At 65.1% G+C, this 15,248-nt stretch carries 9 protein-coding genes and 1 tRNA gene; 2 read left to right on the top strand and 8 right to left on the bottom strand.

Annotated elements, in window-relative coordinates; genetic code table 11:
- Window positions 1–219: 219 nt before the first annotated feature.
- Entirely contained in the window at window positions 220–1,908 is a 1,689-nt protein-coding gene (locus RS897_RS31705; protein WP_315832625.1) for a Na/Pi cotransporter family protein, read from the top strand.
- Between the two features lie 28 nt (window positions 1,909–1,936).
- On the opposite strand, the gene RS897_RS31700 is transcribed toward RS897_RS31705, so the two are convergent.
- From RS897_RS31700 to RS897_RS31675, 6 genes are all read right to left on the bottom strand, one after another.
- On the bottom strand, window positions 1,937–2,269 hold the full coding sequence (locus RS897_RS31700) for a lipid-A-disaccharide synthase N-terminal domain-containing protein (RefSeq protein ID WP_315832624.1): 333 nt from the start codon (window positions 2,267–2,269) through the stop codon (window positions 1,937–1,939).
- Complete coding sequence (locus RS897_RS31695; protein WP_315832623.1) at window positions 2,259–3,029, bottom strand: glycosyltransferase family 2 protein; 771 nt, start codon at window positions 3,027–3,029, stop codon at window positions 2,259–2,261. Before RS897_RS31695 ends, RS897_RS31700 begins: the two co-directional genes overlap by 11 nt.
- Before the next feature lie 166 nt (window positions 3,030–3,195).
- Entirely contained in the window at window positions 3,196–4,032 is an 837-nt protein-coding gene (locus RS897_RS31690; protein ID WP_315832622.1) for a phosphatase PAP2 family protein, read from the bottom strand.
- A 1-nt stretch (window position 4,033) separates the two neighbouring features.
- Window positions 4,034–5,782 carry an ArnT family glycosyltransferase gene (locus RS897_RS31685; protein WP_315832621.1) on the bottom strand — a complete coding sequence of 583 codons (1,749 nt, stop codon included), beginning with the start codon at window positions 5,780–5,782 and terminating at the stop codon, window positions 4,034–4,036.
- A gap of 50 nt (window positions 5,783–5,832) precedes the next feature.
- Entirely contained in the window at window positions 5,833–7,953 is a 2,121-nt protein-coding gene (pbpC, locus tag RS897_RS31680; RefSeq protein ID WP_315832620.1) for a penicillin-binding protein 1C, read from the bottom strand.
- On the bottom strand, window positions 7,950–13,169 hold the full coding sequence (locus RS897_RS31675; RefSeq protein WP_315832619.1) for an alpha-2-macroglobulin family protein: 5,220 nt from the start codon (window positions 13,167–13,169) through the stop codon (window positions 7,950–7,952). Before RS897_RS31675 ends, pbpC begins: the two co-directional genes overlap by 4 nt.
- A 265-nt stretch (window positions 13,170–13,434) precedes the next feature.
- Here RS897_RS31675 and RS897_RS31670 point away from each other — a divergent pair.
- Window positions 13,435–13,511: transfer RNA gene (locus RS897_RS31670), tRNA-Arg, on the top strand.
- A 147-nt stretch (window positions 13,512–13,658) separates the two neighbouring features.
- On the opposite strand, the gene RS897_RS31665 is transcribed toward RS897_RS31670, so the two are convergent.
- Entirely contained in the window at window positions 13,659–13,862 is a 204-nt protein-coding gene (locus RS897_RS31665) for a cold-shock protein (protein WP_315832618.1), read from the bottom strand.
- Between the two features lie 410 nt (window positions 13,863–14,272).
- A complete protein-coding gene (locus tag RS897_RS31660; protein ID WP_315832617.1) occupies window positions 14,273–14,962 on the bottom strand; it encodes an outer membrane protein in 690 nt (229 codons plus the stop codon).
- Between the last annotated feature and the right edge of the window lie 286 nt (window positions 14,963–15,248).

Raw genomic sequence — 15,248 nt, 5'->3', positions numbered from 1 at the left:
AGGCCTGGCCCAGGAAAACGCGGCTCAAACGCGGTTCAACGGTAGCAATTCGCACACAAAATCCCATATCGACAGAACGGCTCGGTCGCTCCTGTCGATATCCGTTTTCCGCAACAACGGGCATTTTCGCAACAATTTGTGCTCCGATCGGCTGAAAAATAGCCAACACCCGCGCCGGATGCGCGTTAGCCTCGCATCACGACTCTCGGATGGAGGATCATGGGAACCATCGTTCTGCTCGATCTCATGGGCGCGGTCGCGCTGCTGCTGTGGGGACTGCATATGGTCCGCACCGGCATTTTGCGCGCGTTCGGTCCTGACCTCCGTGCCGGCCTGTCGAAGACGCTCGGCAACCGCGTCACGGCGTTCGCCGCCGGGCTCGGCTTCACCGCACTGCTCCAGAGCAGCACCGCGACGGCGCTGATCACCACCTCGTTCACGGCCGAAGGCCTGGTTGCGCTGACGCCTGCGCTGGCCATCATGCTCGGCGCCAATGTCGGCACCACGCTGATCGTGCAGGTGCTGTCGTTCAACATTTCCCAGGTGGCGCCGATCCTGTTCATCATCGGCCTGGTCGCCTTCCGCAGCGGCCCGCGCAGCCGCATCAAGGACATGGGGCGGGTTGCGATCGGCCTTGGGCTGATGCTGCTGTCGCTGCACATTCTGCTAGATACCCTGGCGCCCGCCGAAAACGCCCCGAGCGTGCGGGTGCTGATGAATGCGATCACCGGCGATCCGGTGCTGTGTGTCGTGATCGCGGCCGCGGTGACCTGGGCCGCGCATTCCAGCGTCGCCACCATCCTGCTGATCATGTCGCTGGCCTATTCCCAGTTCGTGACGCCCTACGCGGCCATCGCGCTGGTGCTGGGCGCCAATCTCGGCAGCGCGATCAATCCGCTGGTCGAAGGCGCGCGCCGCGACAATCCGGAAAGCTACCGGCTGCCGGTGGGGAATCTGCTCAACCGGCTGGTGGGCGTGGCGCTGGTGCTGCCGTTCCTGCATCCGTTGAGCCAGCTCGCGGCGCAATGGCAGCCCGACATGGCCAAGCTCACGGCCCAGTTCCATGTCGTCTTCAATGTCGCGACCGCGCTGGCGTTCATCGGCCTGCTCGATCCGATCGCTGCACTGCTGGTCAAGCTGTTTCCCGAACGCCAGCTCGCGACCGATCCATCAAAGCCGCGTTATCTCGACGAGAGCGCCCTGGAAACCCCATCGCTGGCACTGACCGACGCCGCACGGGAAACGCTGCGCATGGGCGACACGGTCGAGGTCATGCTGCAACAGGTGATGACGGCCCTCCTGAGCAACGACCGCGCGCTGGCCGCGCAGGTCTCGCGCATGGACAACACCGTCGACCGGCTGGACGAGGCGATCAAACTCTATCTCACCAAACTCACCCGCGGCAGCCTGGACGAGCACGAGGGCCGCCGCGCCATGGAGATCATTTCGTTCGCCATCAACCTGGAACACGTCGGCGACATCATCGACAAGAATCTCAGCGAACTCGCCGGCAAGAAAACCAAGCGCCGGCTGCAGTTCTCGCCGGAAGGCGCGGCTGAACTCGCCGCCTTCCACAAGCGGGTTCTGGACGGCCTGCGCGCGTCGTTCGGGGTGTTCATGTCCGGCGACGTGAACGAAGCACGGCGGCTGCTCGCCGACAAGGCCGAGCTCAAGGCCATTGAACTCGCCGCCACCGAACGCCATCTCGACCGGTTGCGGGAGGGACGCGCGGAGACCATCGAGACTACGTCGCTGCATCTGGACGTGCTGCGCGATCTCAAGCGCATTCACTCGCACATCAGCGCCGCCGCCTATCCCGTTCTCGAAGCCGCGGGTGAACTGCCGCCGCTGGAGGCCACGGAGCACGAAAGCCTGCCGCTGCATTCCAGCGCACGGCCGGCCACCTGACGAAGACGCCTTGCAGGCGCCTGGAGCGCTACTCGCTGGCCGAGGTCTGGCGGCCGTAGATCGCGATGAAATAGATGTTGCGGACATAGACCAGCAGGCCAAGCGCCTGTCCTGCAATGAACACAGGATCGCGACGGTACAGCGCGTAGACCAGCAGCAGCAAGCCGCCGCCGACCGAGAAAAACCAGAACGCGGCCGGCACCACGCTCTTGCGGGCACGCTCGGAGGCAATCCACTGCACCACAAAGCGCATGGTGAACAGGCCCTGTGCCACGAAGCCGAGGATCACCCAGCCGTCGAAATTCATCACGAAGACATCGTGCAGGTAGGCGCCGAGTTTGGCGAAAAGATCAGCCGACATTGGAGTTCACCTCGGACTTTACCTCAGTTGCGACCGGCGACGACTTCTTGCGGCGGATCAGCCACCACACCCCGGCAAGATCCATGATCCCGATCCAGAGCCGATCGAAGAAACCATAATTCGAGACGCCGGCATGGCGCGGGCGATCGATCACGTCGACATAGGCGATCTCGAACCCTTCACGCCGCACCAGCGCCGGCAGGAATCGATGCAGCCCGTCGAAATATGGCAGCGACAGGAACACCTCCCGGCGAAACGCCTTCAGGCCGCAGCCAGTGTCGCGGGTGCCGTCGCGCAGCACGACACTGCGCACGCCGTTGGCGACGCGCGACTGGAATTTCTTGAAGCCGGTGTCCTTGCGGCCGACGCGCTGGCCGGCGACCAGACCGACGCGGTCGCCGCCGCGCTCGAGGGTCGCAACCAGGTCGCGCAGAAAGATCGGATTGTTCTGTCCGTCGCCGTCGAGGGTCGCCACGATGGCGCCGCGGGCAAAACGGACGCCGGTCCGCACCGCGGCCGACTGACCGGACGAGCGCGCGTGGCGGACCTGACGCAACTCGGGGTGGATGGCCATCAGGTTCGCCAACCGATCGGCTGTCACATCGGTCGAGCCGTCATTGACGTAGACGATCTCATAGACCCAGCGCCCGTCCAGCGCGGCCACGATCTCCGCCACCAGCGGCGCGACATTATCCGCCTCGTTGCGCACCGGCACGACGATGGACACGGCAGGAACCGGCGCGCCGGAATCGGAAGACATGGTGTTCGTTCGTTCCATCAATCCGCCATCGCGGGTCTGCTGCGTCTCGCAAGCCCAGCGGCGTTCTCGTGTCGAAAAAGTACAGTGTTTTCAAACATGCCGCTGGGAGCATGCCGATCGCCCTTGCTCCCGATGGGATCGGTCGCAGGACGTTCGCGACCGCTTCTTATGAGGCCCGGGGCCCGGCGGCAACCCCCTTCAGGGTGGCCCAGGACGGCCCCGGAAGCGACACGATCCTGCCGTCGTCATGAATGGCGAACCCGAGCCGCCGCGAAGCAAACCATTGCCGGACGAACATCGCGCCGATCACCCCCACCAGCCCGCCAGCCACCACGTCGCTCGGATGATGGGCCAGCAACACCAGGCGGCTCACAAGAATCGCGATGGCGTAGACGGCCATGACATAGCGTGTCCGCGGCCAGACCACCGCGATAGCGAACGCCAGCGCGCAGGCGGTGATGGCATGGGCCGACGGCAAGCTGGCGTACGCCCCTTGCCATGCGAAGAGCTGATAGTTGAAGGCGTTCGCGGAGCCACCGACAAAGGGACGGCCGCGGCCGATGATGCCCTTGAGGACTTCTCCCGCCGCATTAGGTACGACAACGGCAAGGAAGATGAAGGCAAGACGAATCTCCAGCGCTGCAAACGACACGCGCCGTGCGCCGTGCAGCATCGGCGTCACCACCACGACCAGCAGCAACAGCAGCCCCACGGCCCAGATCACATATTCGTCCTTGCCGAAGTCGGTCAGGATGCGGACCGGCCACAGGCTCGCCGTGCCGCGCGCCGGCATGGCGCTGATGGTGGGCACATCGACCGCAAGCATGAGAACGATGATGGCGGCCGCGCAGCCCGCGACAAGCCAGGTCCAGTGCCACGCAAGGCGCCGCCGCGCGATCGCCCGGCGCGAATGCGACGGGGTGCGCACCAGCTGGGCCAGCGAGGTGCCTGCGGATGTTGCAAGCCGACCGAAATAGCCCGTGCCTGCGACGGGGGCGGTCATCTCACTGCGTTCCTTCGGAACGGAACACGGCGACCGAAATCTGGCGGCCCTGCGAGAAATTATAGCCCTCGATGCGGGTCGCCACGTTGTAGCGCAGGCCGATGGCCTCGGCGCGCTGCGCAAACGCCCGCTCCTGCCGCGACTCAATCAGCGCGAACCGGCAGCTGCCATGGCCAAGAAAATCGGCCGCGCCGGATCCGTCAGTGAGCAGTGTCGAGGTGCCGGTCATGAACACCAGGCTCGGCTCGTGATAGCCGGCCGCGACGGCGCGCGGACCGACGCATTCGACATTGCGCAGCACGCGCGCCAGCTCCACGCTCGGGAACAGCGGCGCCAGCGACGGCATCACCACGCCGTAGACCACGACACCGAGAAACCAGGATGCGACCACGGCATTCAGGATCGACCGCTCCGCCTCGTTCTCGTCGTACAGCCACCACGCGAACAGGCCGAAGATCATCGCCCCGGCGGCGAACGGCCAGGCCAGGAAGGTCGGTTGCAAGGTCAGCGATATTGCCAGCACAACCGCGGCGACCGACAGCAGCGCCGGCAGCACGAACCACCATGACGTGCCGCGCACCACCCAGGCGGCGCGCGACAGCACGCGGCGCTCCAGGGCGCCCACGATCAGGATCGCGATCGCCGGATACAGCGGCAGCACATAATGCGGCAGCTTGGTGATGACGATCTCGAACACGATCCAGGACGGCACCAGCCAGGCCAGCAGGAATTGCGCACCCGGCTCCCGCCGCACGCGCCAGATGGCGGGCGCAGCGAGTCCGGCAAGCGCCGAACCGGGCCAGAAGGTGAGCCAGAACAGCACAAAATAAAGTCCCGGGGGCGCGCCGTGGGACTCCTGCGGGCTCGCGAGCTTGGTCAGCATGTCGCCGCCCAGCGAGTCCTGGAAGAAACTGCTGCCCGAGCGCATCACGATCATTACAAACCAGGGCAGCACCAGCACCAGGACCCACATCAGTCCCCAGGCCGGCCGCAGCTGCCACAGCCATCCGCCGGACCGATCCATGATCACCAGCGCGCCGATGGCCAGCGCCACGAACATCAGGATCAGCGGCCCCTTGATCAGAAGCCCGGCCGCAATCGCGGTCCAGAAAATCGCCGGCAGCGCCCAGGACGGGCGGACCGGATCCTCGCCGCGCTGCCACGGCACATAGATCCGCGCCATCGCGCCCATCACGGCGACCGACAGGCACAGCAGCATGGCGTCGGTCTTGGCCAGCCGCGCTTCGACACCGAGCAGCACGCAGCCACACAACAACAGAGCCGCGAGCAATGCGCCTCGCCGCGTCACGAACACCAGCGCAGCCCAGTACGTCAGCAGCACGGCGCCGATGGCACCGATCAGTGATGGCATCCGGTAGAGCCAGATGCGGACCTGCGCACGCGGCAGTCCGAGCGCCGACGCGGTTTCGACAGCGGCGGCCTGCAGCCAATAGATGCCGACCGGCTTCTTGTAGCGGACTTCATCCTGGAAACGGATGTCGACGAAATCGCCGGTCTCCACCATCTGTTTGGTGGCCTGCGCAAAGCGCGGCTCGTCACGATCGATCGGCGGAATGTTGAAGAAGCCGGGCAGGAAAAACAGCGCGCCGACCACAATCAGAAATGCGACGGCACGAGCATGGCTGCCGGCCACGACCTCGATGACGCGCGCAAGCCCACGCCCGGGATCGACCCGATTAGCGGGTTCACGCGGGGCGCCAAATCGGGGGCGGTAGAGGGTCTCGGCCATCGGTTTCGCATACGATGAAACCGACAGCCCGACAACAGCTTAGGCCCGACTTATTGAATTCTCACCACGACTGTGTCCGCCGCGCCCGTGGCGTCCATCACGGTCAGCCGGACGAAGCCCGGTCCCGGCGGCGCGACCAGCCTCTGGCGGCGGCTGTCGATCTCGCCGACGGCAATTCCGTTAACCAACATGGTCAGGGGAAACACCCCACCCGCGACTTTGACCGGCAGCGGTGCAAACGATTGTTCACTATCCGCGCCGGCATCGATCCGCGAGCCATTCAGTGGAAACTGAATGCGGAGCGCCTGCTCGCTGCCACTACGGACCAGTTCACCGACCGGCCGGAAACGGCGCAGCGGCAGAGGCAGCTTGGCATTGCTCGCCACCAGCACGCCGCGCGGCGGCTTCGGCAGCGGCACGGACAATTTGCCGGTGCGGGCGAAGGCGTCGAACAGGATCGGTGCTGCCGCCGTGCGCCCGAGCAGCCCTGTGACCGGCGCACCATCGGGACGGCCGACCCAGACACCGATGGTATAGCGGCCGTCGAAGCCGACCGACCAGGCGTCGCGATAGCCGTAACTGGTGCCGGTCTTGAACGCGATGCGGCCATGCACACCGTTTTCCGGCGGCGGGGTGCCGATCAGGACATTGCCAATCTGCCAGGCCGCGGCAGGATCCATCAGGCGGCGGGTGTCGCGGTCCTCGGTTTCGCTGCGGACGATTTCACGAAGCGCCACGGTCTGGCCGAGCCGGGCAATGCCGGCATAGAGCCGGACCAGATCGCTCAAGGTAATGCCGACGCCGCCGAGCCCCATAGCGAGACCCGGCACTTCGTCCTTCGGCAGCACCAGTGTCGCGCCGGCCTGCTTCAGCCGCGCCGACAGCCGGCTGGCGCCGACCCGGTCGAGCAAAGCGACCGCCGGAACATTGAGCGACATTTGCAGCGCGCGCCGCACCGGCACGGTACCCTGGAAATTCATGTCGAAGTTTTCCGGCGCATAGTTGCCGAACCGGATCGGACGGTCGTCGATCAGGCTTTCCGGATGCACGAAGCCGTCTTCGAACGCGAGGCCGTAGATGAACGGCTTCAGGGTCGAACCCGGCGAGCGCACCGCGCGGGTCATGTCGACCTGCCCGGCCCGTCGCACATCGAAATAATCCGGTGAACCGACATGGGCCAGCACGGCGCCGCTCTCGTGATCCACCGCTATGATACCGATGGAAATGTCCGGGCCGAGCGCCGCCGCGCGGTCACGCGCCAGCAGCTCGAGATTGCGCTGAATGGTACTATCGAGAGTGGTCCGGATCAGCGAGGTGTCGGGCGAAGAACTCACGGCCTGATCGGTGGCGTGCGGCGCCAATAGCAGCATCGGCTTGCGCAACCGCGGAACCGGCTCGGCGCGGGCCACGGCCGCATCTTCTTTCGAGACGCGGCCATCGCCCACCATCCGATCCAGCACCCGGTCGCGTGCCGCACGCGCCGCGTCCGGATAACGGTCGAGCCTGCGACGCTCCGGAGACTGCGGCAGCGCCACCAGCAGCGCCGCTTCCGCCAGCGACAGCCGTTTCGGCTCCGTGCCGAAATAGGCCAGCGACGCCGCACGGATGCCTTCGAGATTGCCGCCGAACGGCGCCAGCGTCAGATAGAGATCGAGGATCTGGTCCTTGCTCAACTGCCGTTCGAGTTCGACCGCGCGCACGATCTGTTGCAGCTTGACCGAGATCGAGCGTTCGCGCCGCGGCTCCAGCAGCCGCGCCAGTTGCATGGTGATGGTCGAGCCGCCGGACACGATATGCCCCTGGGTCAGCAATTGAACCGCGGCACGCCCCAGCGCCAGCGGATCGACGCCGTGGTGGGAGCGGAAACGCTGGTCTTCATAACCGAGCAGCAGGTTGAGATAGCCGGGATCGACGCCGGTCGCGGCCGTCACCGGCAAACGCCAGCGACCGTCCGCCATCGCATAGGCGCGCAGCAGCTTGCCGTTGCGATCGACCACGGTGGTCGAGATTTGTTTGGTCTGCGCGAGCGGCACCGGACCAAGCGAAACGATCCAGATCGTCGCCGCGACGAGCACCGCCCCGGCCACAGCCAGGCCGGCTGTCACCGCGGCCTTGAGTGTGCGCCGGCGGCGCGGAGGCGCCGCAGGCGTTATGGTCCCCTCGCCGGTCATTTCGCCGGTCGCACCTCGACACTGCCGGTGCCGGTGCGGCCGTAACGCGAGGGATTGTACATGTCCTCGACATAGGCCTGCGGCAGCACGTATTTGCCGGGTGACACCGCGCGCACCACATAAGCCACGGTGAACACCGGGCTGTCATTGCTGGCCCGTTCGATCGCCGCATTGAAGCGATCATCGCGGAACTCGGTATTCTCGGGATCCTCGCCGTCCTCGATCCAGTCCAGCGTGCCGGTATCGCCCGACGACACCAGCTTCGGATTGTCGATCTCCAGACCCGCCGGCAGATAATCCACCACCATGATGCGGCCGAACTCCGGCTTGGCTTCGGTGATCTTCAGCACCACGGCAAAGCGGTCGTTCTGCTTGGCCTTGGTAACGTCGGCCGGCTTGCCGTCCAGGGTGAAGTAGTTGCGCTCGATCTTGAAGCCGTTGGAGGCCGCGGGCTCCGGTGTCACCGGGGCGCCGGTGACCGCAACCACCGCCTGCAGCGGCGTATCGCCGGTGTTGGTGATCTTGATCGGCTTCTGCCCCACATTGTCGGCGGAGTAGCTGCGATAGAGCGCGGTCTTGACCGGGCTGCCGTCGACATCGAGCGAGACGGTGTTGGCCTCCTTGGCAATGGCGCGGGACGCCAGCACCAGCCAGGCATTTTCCTGGGTGGAGGTATAGGGCGTGAGACCACGAGCGGCCTCGACCCGTTCGACCGCCGACGTCAGCGTCGCCCGCGGCGCGTTGCCTTCGCTGGCGAGTGACACCAGCGCCGCCGCGTCGCGCAGCGACGAGCCGTAATCGGTGCGGCCGAACACCAGCACCGGCTTCGGCTTGAGATCCTCCAGCGCAGCGGCATAGACCCGCTCGGCCCGGCCGCGGTCACCGACCAGTGCCAGCGCCGCGGCCAGCTGAGCCTTCGCGATCGGAGTTGCGAGATTGTTCAGCTTGGTGTCGGCGAGATAACGCAGGTCGCCGATCGGCGCCGCGCCGTTCTTGGCGAGTACATAGAGGCCATAGGCCAGATCACGACCGCCGTCCTTCTCCGGCTCCGCCGCGTTCACGACCGAATTCCTGATCCGGTCGAGCGCGGTCTTGAACAGCACGTCCGGCACCGCAAAGCCCTTTTCCCGGGCGCGGGTCAGGAAGTCGGTGACGTAGGAGTCGAGCCAGGCATCTTCGCCGCCCGCCGACCACAGGCCGAACGAACCGTTCGACCCCTGACGCGCCAACAGCCGGTCGATCGCATCCTTGATGCGCTGGTCGACGTCGCCGTCCATCGCCAGATGGGCCTGGATGGCAAGGTCGTTGACATAGAGCAGCGGCATGGCGCGGCTGGTGATCTGTTCGGAACAGCCGAACGGATAACGATCCAGCGCCTTCAGGATGGAGGCAGCATCGAGCGCGGTCGACAGGCTGACCGACAGCGATACGCCGCCGGTGCCCGGCACCAGGTCCGAGAACATGTCCGGCGTCAGTGTCAGGCTTTCGCCCTTCGCCAGGGTGCGCACCGTCCGCCGGGCCAGGATCTGGGTCGCCGGCTTGACGTCGAGTGCGTAGTGGCGCGCCAGTGCCAGGCCGTTGGGTCCCTTGATGTCGACATCGAGCTTGGCCGAGCCGGCGCCGCCGGCATCGAGCGCGACTTGCACGGTGCTGCGCTGCTTGGCGGCGAGCCGCATCACGGTCGCGGGATTGCCGGTCAGCCTGACCGGACCCGAGGTCTTGATGCCGATGGTGTAGTCGCCGGCCGCGCCCTCGACGTTGTCGAGGTCCAAGGTCATGGTGCCGCGATCGCCATTGAGCAGGAAGCGCGGCAGTGTCGCTGTGAGCACCACCGGATCGCGGATGGTGACGTCCGTGGTAGCGCGACCGAGCTTGGTCGCGCTCCAGGCCACCGCCATCACCCGCGCGGTGCCGGCGAACTCCGGAATCTCGAACGAGACGTCCGCAGTGCCGTCTGCGCCGACAGTGACAATGCCGGAATAGAGCGCCAGTGGCTTCTGGGTCGGCGGGCTGCCCGCCAGTTCGGCCGCGCTGCCGTCGCCGCCGGAGCGGATCTGGCCGCGGGTGCCCTGCATGCCGTCGATCAGTTGCCCATAAAGGTCGCGGATCTCCGAGGTCATGCGGCGCTGGCCCAGATAATAGTCGTCCGGCGCCGGTGGCTTGTAGTTGGTCAGATTGAGGATGCCGACATCGACCGCCGCAATGACGATCTTGGCGTCTTCGCCCCGTGCCAGGCCTTCGATCTTCACCGGCAGCTTGAGCGTGGTGCTGGGACGGGTCAGGGCCGGCGGCGTCAGGCTGACGGTGAGCGTGCGCGCCTTCTTGTCGATACTGAGCCATTTCAGGCCGATGCCGCGGCCCGGCATGCGCTGGGCATTGGCGTCGAGCGGCCGCCGCAGTGTCGCGACCACATAGGCGCCGGTGCCCCAGTCCTTGCCGACCGGAATCTTGACCTGCGCCGTGCCCTCCTTGACGTCGACGGACTGTGTGGTGAGCAGCCGGTCGCCGAGCACATTGATGGTCAGCTTGCCGGCGGTTCGCGCATTGACCGACACCGTCATGGTGTCGCCGGACGCATACTCCGGCTTATCGATGGAGGTCTCGAGCAAATCAGGCGTATCGGCGCTGCCGTCGGAATACCAGCCGACGTCGAACTGCACTGAGGTCAGCGGACCATCCGCATCGGTGGTCTTGACGTCCAGGCGATAGCGACCCGGCTGCGGCGACACCTGGATGCGCGCCGGCTTGTCGGCGGCGACGGTGAGATCGCCGTCGGCCACCCGCTTGGTGGTCTTGACCGGCTCATAGTCCCATGACGAGCCCTGGCGGTACCATTGATAACGGGACTCGACCCGCATCAGCTCATAACGCAACCCGCTGCGCACCAGGGTCTTGCCGTCGGGTGCGGCCACCACGACGTCGAAATTGGCATTGTCGCCCTCGGCCACGTTGCGGTCGGCGAACAGCGGCTTGACGCCGATCATGTTGCCCTGGGGGGCGACCGGCAGGGTCAGCTTGCGCTCCACGGCACGGCCGCCGGCTTCCACCATGCGGACGAAGAATTGCGCTTCCTGGGGCCGGGTCGAGGACGGCGGTTTCGGCAGGCTGACCTTGAGGGTCGCCTTGCCGTTGGCGTCGGCCTCGGGCAGGTCTTCCAGCGGGGTGCGCTCGTTGCTGGCGGTCTCGGTGTCGGCAACGCCGAACTGATAGCCGGCAAATCCCGGCCGGCTGTCGGCCGGCGCCACCAGCATGTCGCCCTCGATGGACAGGCCGGAGGCCGGCGCACCATAGAGGAAACGGCCATCCACTTGAAGTTCTACAGGAAGATCAGCAGAAATCTGCTTGGCCTTGGTAGATATGTCGAATTCGATCCGATCCGGCACGTAATCTTCGACCATGAAGGTGGTCTCGCCGATCGACGGCGCCCTCGGATCGGTGAACGCCCGGACCCGCCAGGTGCCGGTCGGCACCGCGGAGTTCAGCGGCAGGGTCAGGCTGCGGCCACCGGCGCCCTGGTCGGCCAGCAACGCGCGGCGGAACTCGACGCCATCGGGCCGTTCCACCACCAGTGTCAGCGGACTGCCGGTCGCAGCATTGCCCTGGCCGTCGCGAACCAGTGCGGTGAGATAGACGGTCTCTCCGGAGCGATAGACGCCGCGTTCCGCATAGACGAACGCATCGAGGCCAGCCGGCACGGCACGGCCGGCGACACCGCGATCGGTCAGGTCGAAGGCGTTGGATTTCAGGCTGAGGAAGGCATAGTCGGTTTTCTCGCCCGACACCGTGATCATGGCCGGCGACAGGCCGCCCTCGCCGCGCGCCAGGCCCGGCTCGAACAGCACGTGTCCAGCGTCATCGGTTTTCTTGGTGGCGAGGATTTCGTTGCTCCGCGACAAAAGCCGCACCTCGGCACGGGCGACGGCCTCGGTGGAGGCCAGCGAATTGACGAACACATGCACGCCGTCATTGCCGGAAAACGCGGTCAGGCCGAGATCCGAGACGATGAACCATTGGGTCGCCAGCGAGGACTCGTCGTCACCACTGGCTGAACCGGGTCCCTTGGCCGCGGCAGTCATGACGTAGACGCCGGGCTGCAGGTCGCCAACGGCCTGATCGACCGGGAACGCGGTTGTGACGTCTTCGTTCAGCTTGGTCGCGGTCGCGAGTTCGCCGGACCAGACCTTGACGCCCTTCTCGTCGCCGAGCGTCGACAGCTCATAGCTGCTCAGGGCGCGCTGAAAATCGCTGCCGAGCACGGTGTTGATCAGGTTGCGGTCGCCGATCCGGAAGACTTGCACCGACACCGACGGCGTGTTGACGCTGACCAGCGGAATGCCCTTCTGCCCGGTGCGCGGCAGCACATAGGCGCGGCCGGTGAAACGCACGAACGGCTTGCGGTCGCGGACATAGACATTGAACTCAGCCGATTTCGGCAGGCTCTCCTTGACCGCCGACGGCAGGCCGGCGCGCAGATTGAGATTGTAGCGCTCGCCGTGCTTGAGGCCTTCGACGCAGAGCTGCTGATCCTCTGATGTCAGTGCCGGCTTGTCGTTGCCGCCAAGCGCCAGGAACGGCGAGAAATCCACGCGCTTGGCGAGATTTTCCGAGAACTGAAAACACACCCGGGGCGACGCGGAATCCGAATCCACCGAGTAGTCCAGCAGCCGGAAGCCGTGGTCGTCGCGCAGCTTCTCATACTGGCCGCGCACATCGGCGACTTCGCGCAGATCCAGCGACAGCCGCAGCGAATCCAGCGCCGGCCGCCACAGTTTGCGGTCGGCCAGCGACTTGCCGAGCACGGCGAGCGCGTCGGCCTCCTCGCCGGCATTACCGGCACGCTGATAGGCGATGTAGGCCGCGGTCGAGGCCCGCTCCAGCAGGAAGGTCTGCTCGCGACTGTCGGTCGGACGGACCAAGAAAATGGTGCGGGCGATGCGCAGCCAGTTGCCGACATCCTCCGGCGCCACCACGGCGATCTGTCCCAGGGTCTGCAGTCCGGTCCGGGCATCGTTGCGTCGAAGCGCGGCGTCCGCATCGGTTTTCAGGGTTGCCGTGGTCTTGGCGATTGGCCCGGCGTCTTTCTTGAGCTGGGCCTCGAGGCGAATGGCGGAGTCGCCGAGATCATCGCGCTTGAAGGCCTTGTCTGCGGCGTGGGCCGAGACCAGGCCAAACGCCAGCGTTGCGACCAACGAGGCGGCGCGAACCAGACCAATCATGGTGAACTCCCTGAGGTGCGGACGGACGCCGCCTTAAGCCTACGAAATGCGCGAATCGTGACGCCCTCATGGCTATCCCATCGCGAAGACAACTGCTGCGTCCTCGGTATAGCCGTCGGCCGTTCACACAACATGACGTCGGGCGCGATCGCGGGCGCGCCTCGCGGCACCCCAGCAGTTGTCGTCCGATCGGCTGATCAGGTTCGGCAATGGTGGTTGAAAATGTCGGATTCTTTCAGCAATTTGCTGATATGACGACGGCCACGGTCCCGTAGCTCAGTTGGATAGAGCAACAGCCTTCTAAGCTGTGGGTCAGAGGTTCGAATCCTCTCGGGATCGCCAGCCTTATCAAATACTTAGCGTTATTTTTGGCCCCCACGATCGTGTTGCGGCGCGTATCATCAGAAACCCCTGCGTATCAACGAATCCCGGGACGATCGAAAACCCGCCGGCGTGAACCGACGGGCGTTGCCTTATAGCCTTCCGAAGTCACCCTACCCGCAAATTCTCCGCGGAAGTCTTCCCCTTGTTGGGCACTTCCTCATAGCTCACCTTTGCACCCTCATTGAGGGTGCTGAGCCCGGCCTTTTCGACCGCCGAGATGTGCACGAACACATCCTTGTTGCCGTTATCGGGCTGGATGAATCCGTATCCCTTTTGTGAGTTGAACCATTTCACTGTGCCTGTCGCCACGTTCGTCGCTCCCTAGATTTTCTCAAGAAGGCGAGCAGACAGGAGGTTCACCGTGAGCGCAAGTGGAAGGTTCGTCGGTATGGATTCGCGAGGCGGCGCGCCATCTCGCTCGCCTCGTCATGTCGTCGCCTGATGTTTTCGGCGTGGCCACGCACACGATGGGCAATCAGGTCGCCATTCGAATCCTCTCGGGATCGCCAGCCTTATCAACACGATAAACAATCTCCGCGCCCGAGCAATGACCGGCGCCCAAGGCCGGATGGCAGCGCGCCCGGTACTGCCGATTCCCAGCTTTCCTGACCGGGCCCCCCACAGCAAAAAGCCCGGCACAAGGCCGGGCTAAGTTGCTGGTTAGCAGTGGAGTCGATGATCGGTGCTCGACCGATCAGTCGTTGTCTCAGTACTTGATCTCAGTACTTGGCGACGACCGGACCACCCCAGTTGAAGTGGTAGTTGATGCCACCCTTGATGGTGTGAACGGAGGTGCCGAGGTCAAGCGCATTGAAATAGGTTTCTTTGCCGTAATCGGCATACATGTATTCGGCCTTGGCCGACCAGCTCGGGGCGAACATGTATTCGAGGCCGGCGCCGACGGTCCAACCGGAGTGGAACTGGCTATCCGACACGCTCTGACCGAACCCCGACACTGAGACGCGGTTGTTAGCCCAGGCCCAACCGCCCTTGACGTACAGCAGTGCCGGACCAGCCGCGTAGCCGAGACGGCCGGTCACGCTGCCCATTGAACGAATCTTGTCCTCGAGGGTAATGCCGAGAACGGTGTCCGAGGCGCTGAGATCGGCCCATGCGGCGTCGGCTTCAAGGCCGAACACCCACGACGGCGAGAACTGCCAGTTGTAGCCAATCGTGCCGCCGGCAAACCCGCCCTTGAGATCGCTCGACGACACCGTGACGCCGTTGGTCGTGACATCGCTCGACCAGCCATAGCCGCCCATCGCGCCGATGTAGAAGCCGGACCAGTTGTAGGCCGGGCTGATCGGAGCCACCGGAGCCTTGGTGTAGGGGCGAGCCGCGAGATCGGCGGCCGACGCGGAGGAAGCCAGTGCGATGAGCGCAACGCTGGCGAGAAGCAGTTTCTTCATTTTGAAAATTTCCCCAGTACTTGTATGGGGGCCTTTCACCATGCTGAGTTGCACTGAGCAACATCCAGACACTATCGGCGCGTGCATTTGCTCAGGGATGAGGCAATTTTGCCACAGTTTTGAGCCCGAGCTTCGGGGTGAAGGTGCGATCGTCCCTCACGACAGCGGGAATCATCTAGCCAGCAACGGCCGTCGCAACCCCGCTCCAAGGCCGACGAAGGTGTGGGGCTTCGCGGCAACAGCCAGCAAAATTTCCACAAAAACATTGTTTTCGCAGGGTTTTTCC

This window comes from Bradyrhizobium prioriisuperbiae (assembly GCF_032397745.1).
GTDB lineage: Bacteria > Pseudomonadota > Alphaproteobacteria > Rhizobiales > Xanthobacteraceae > Bradyrhizobium_A > Bradyrhizobium_A prioriisuperbiae.
Note: the sequence above shows the minus strand (reverse complement) of the source record. Positions and strands in the feature narration are given on the sequence as shown.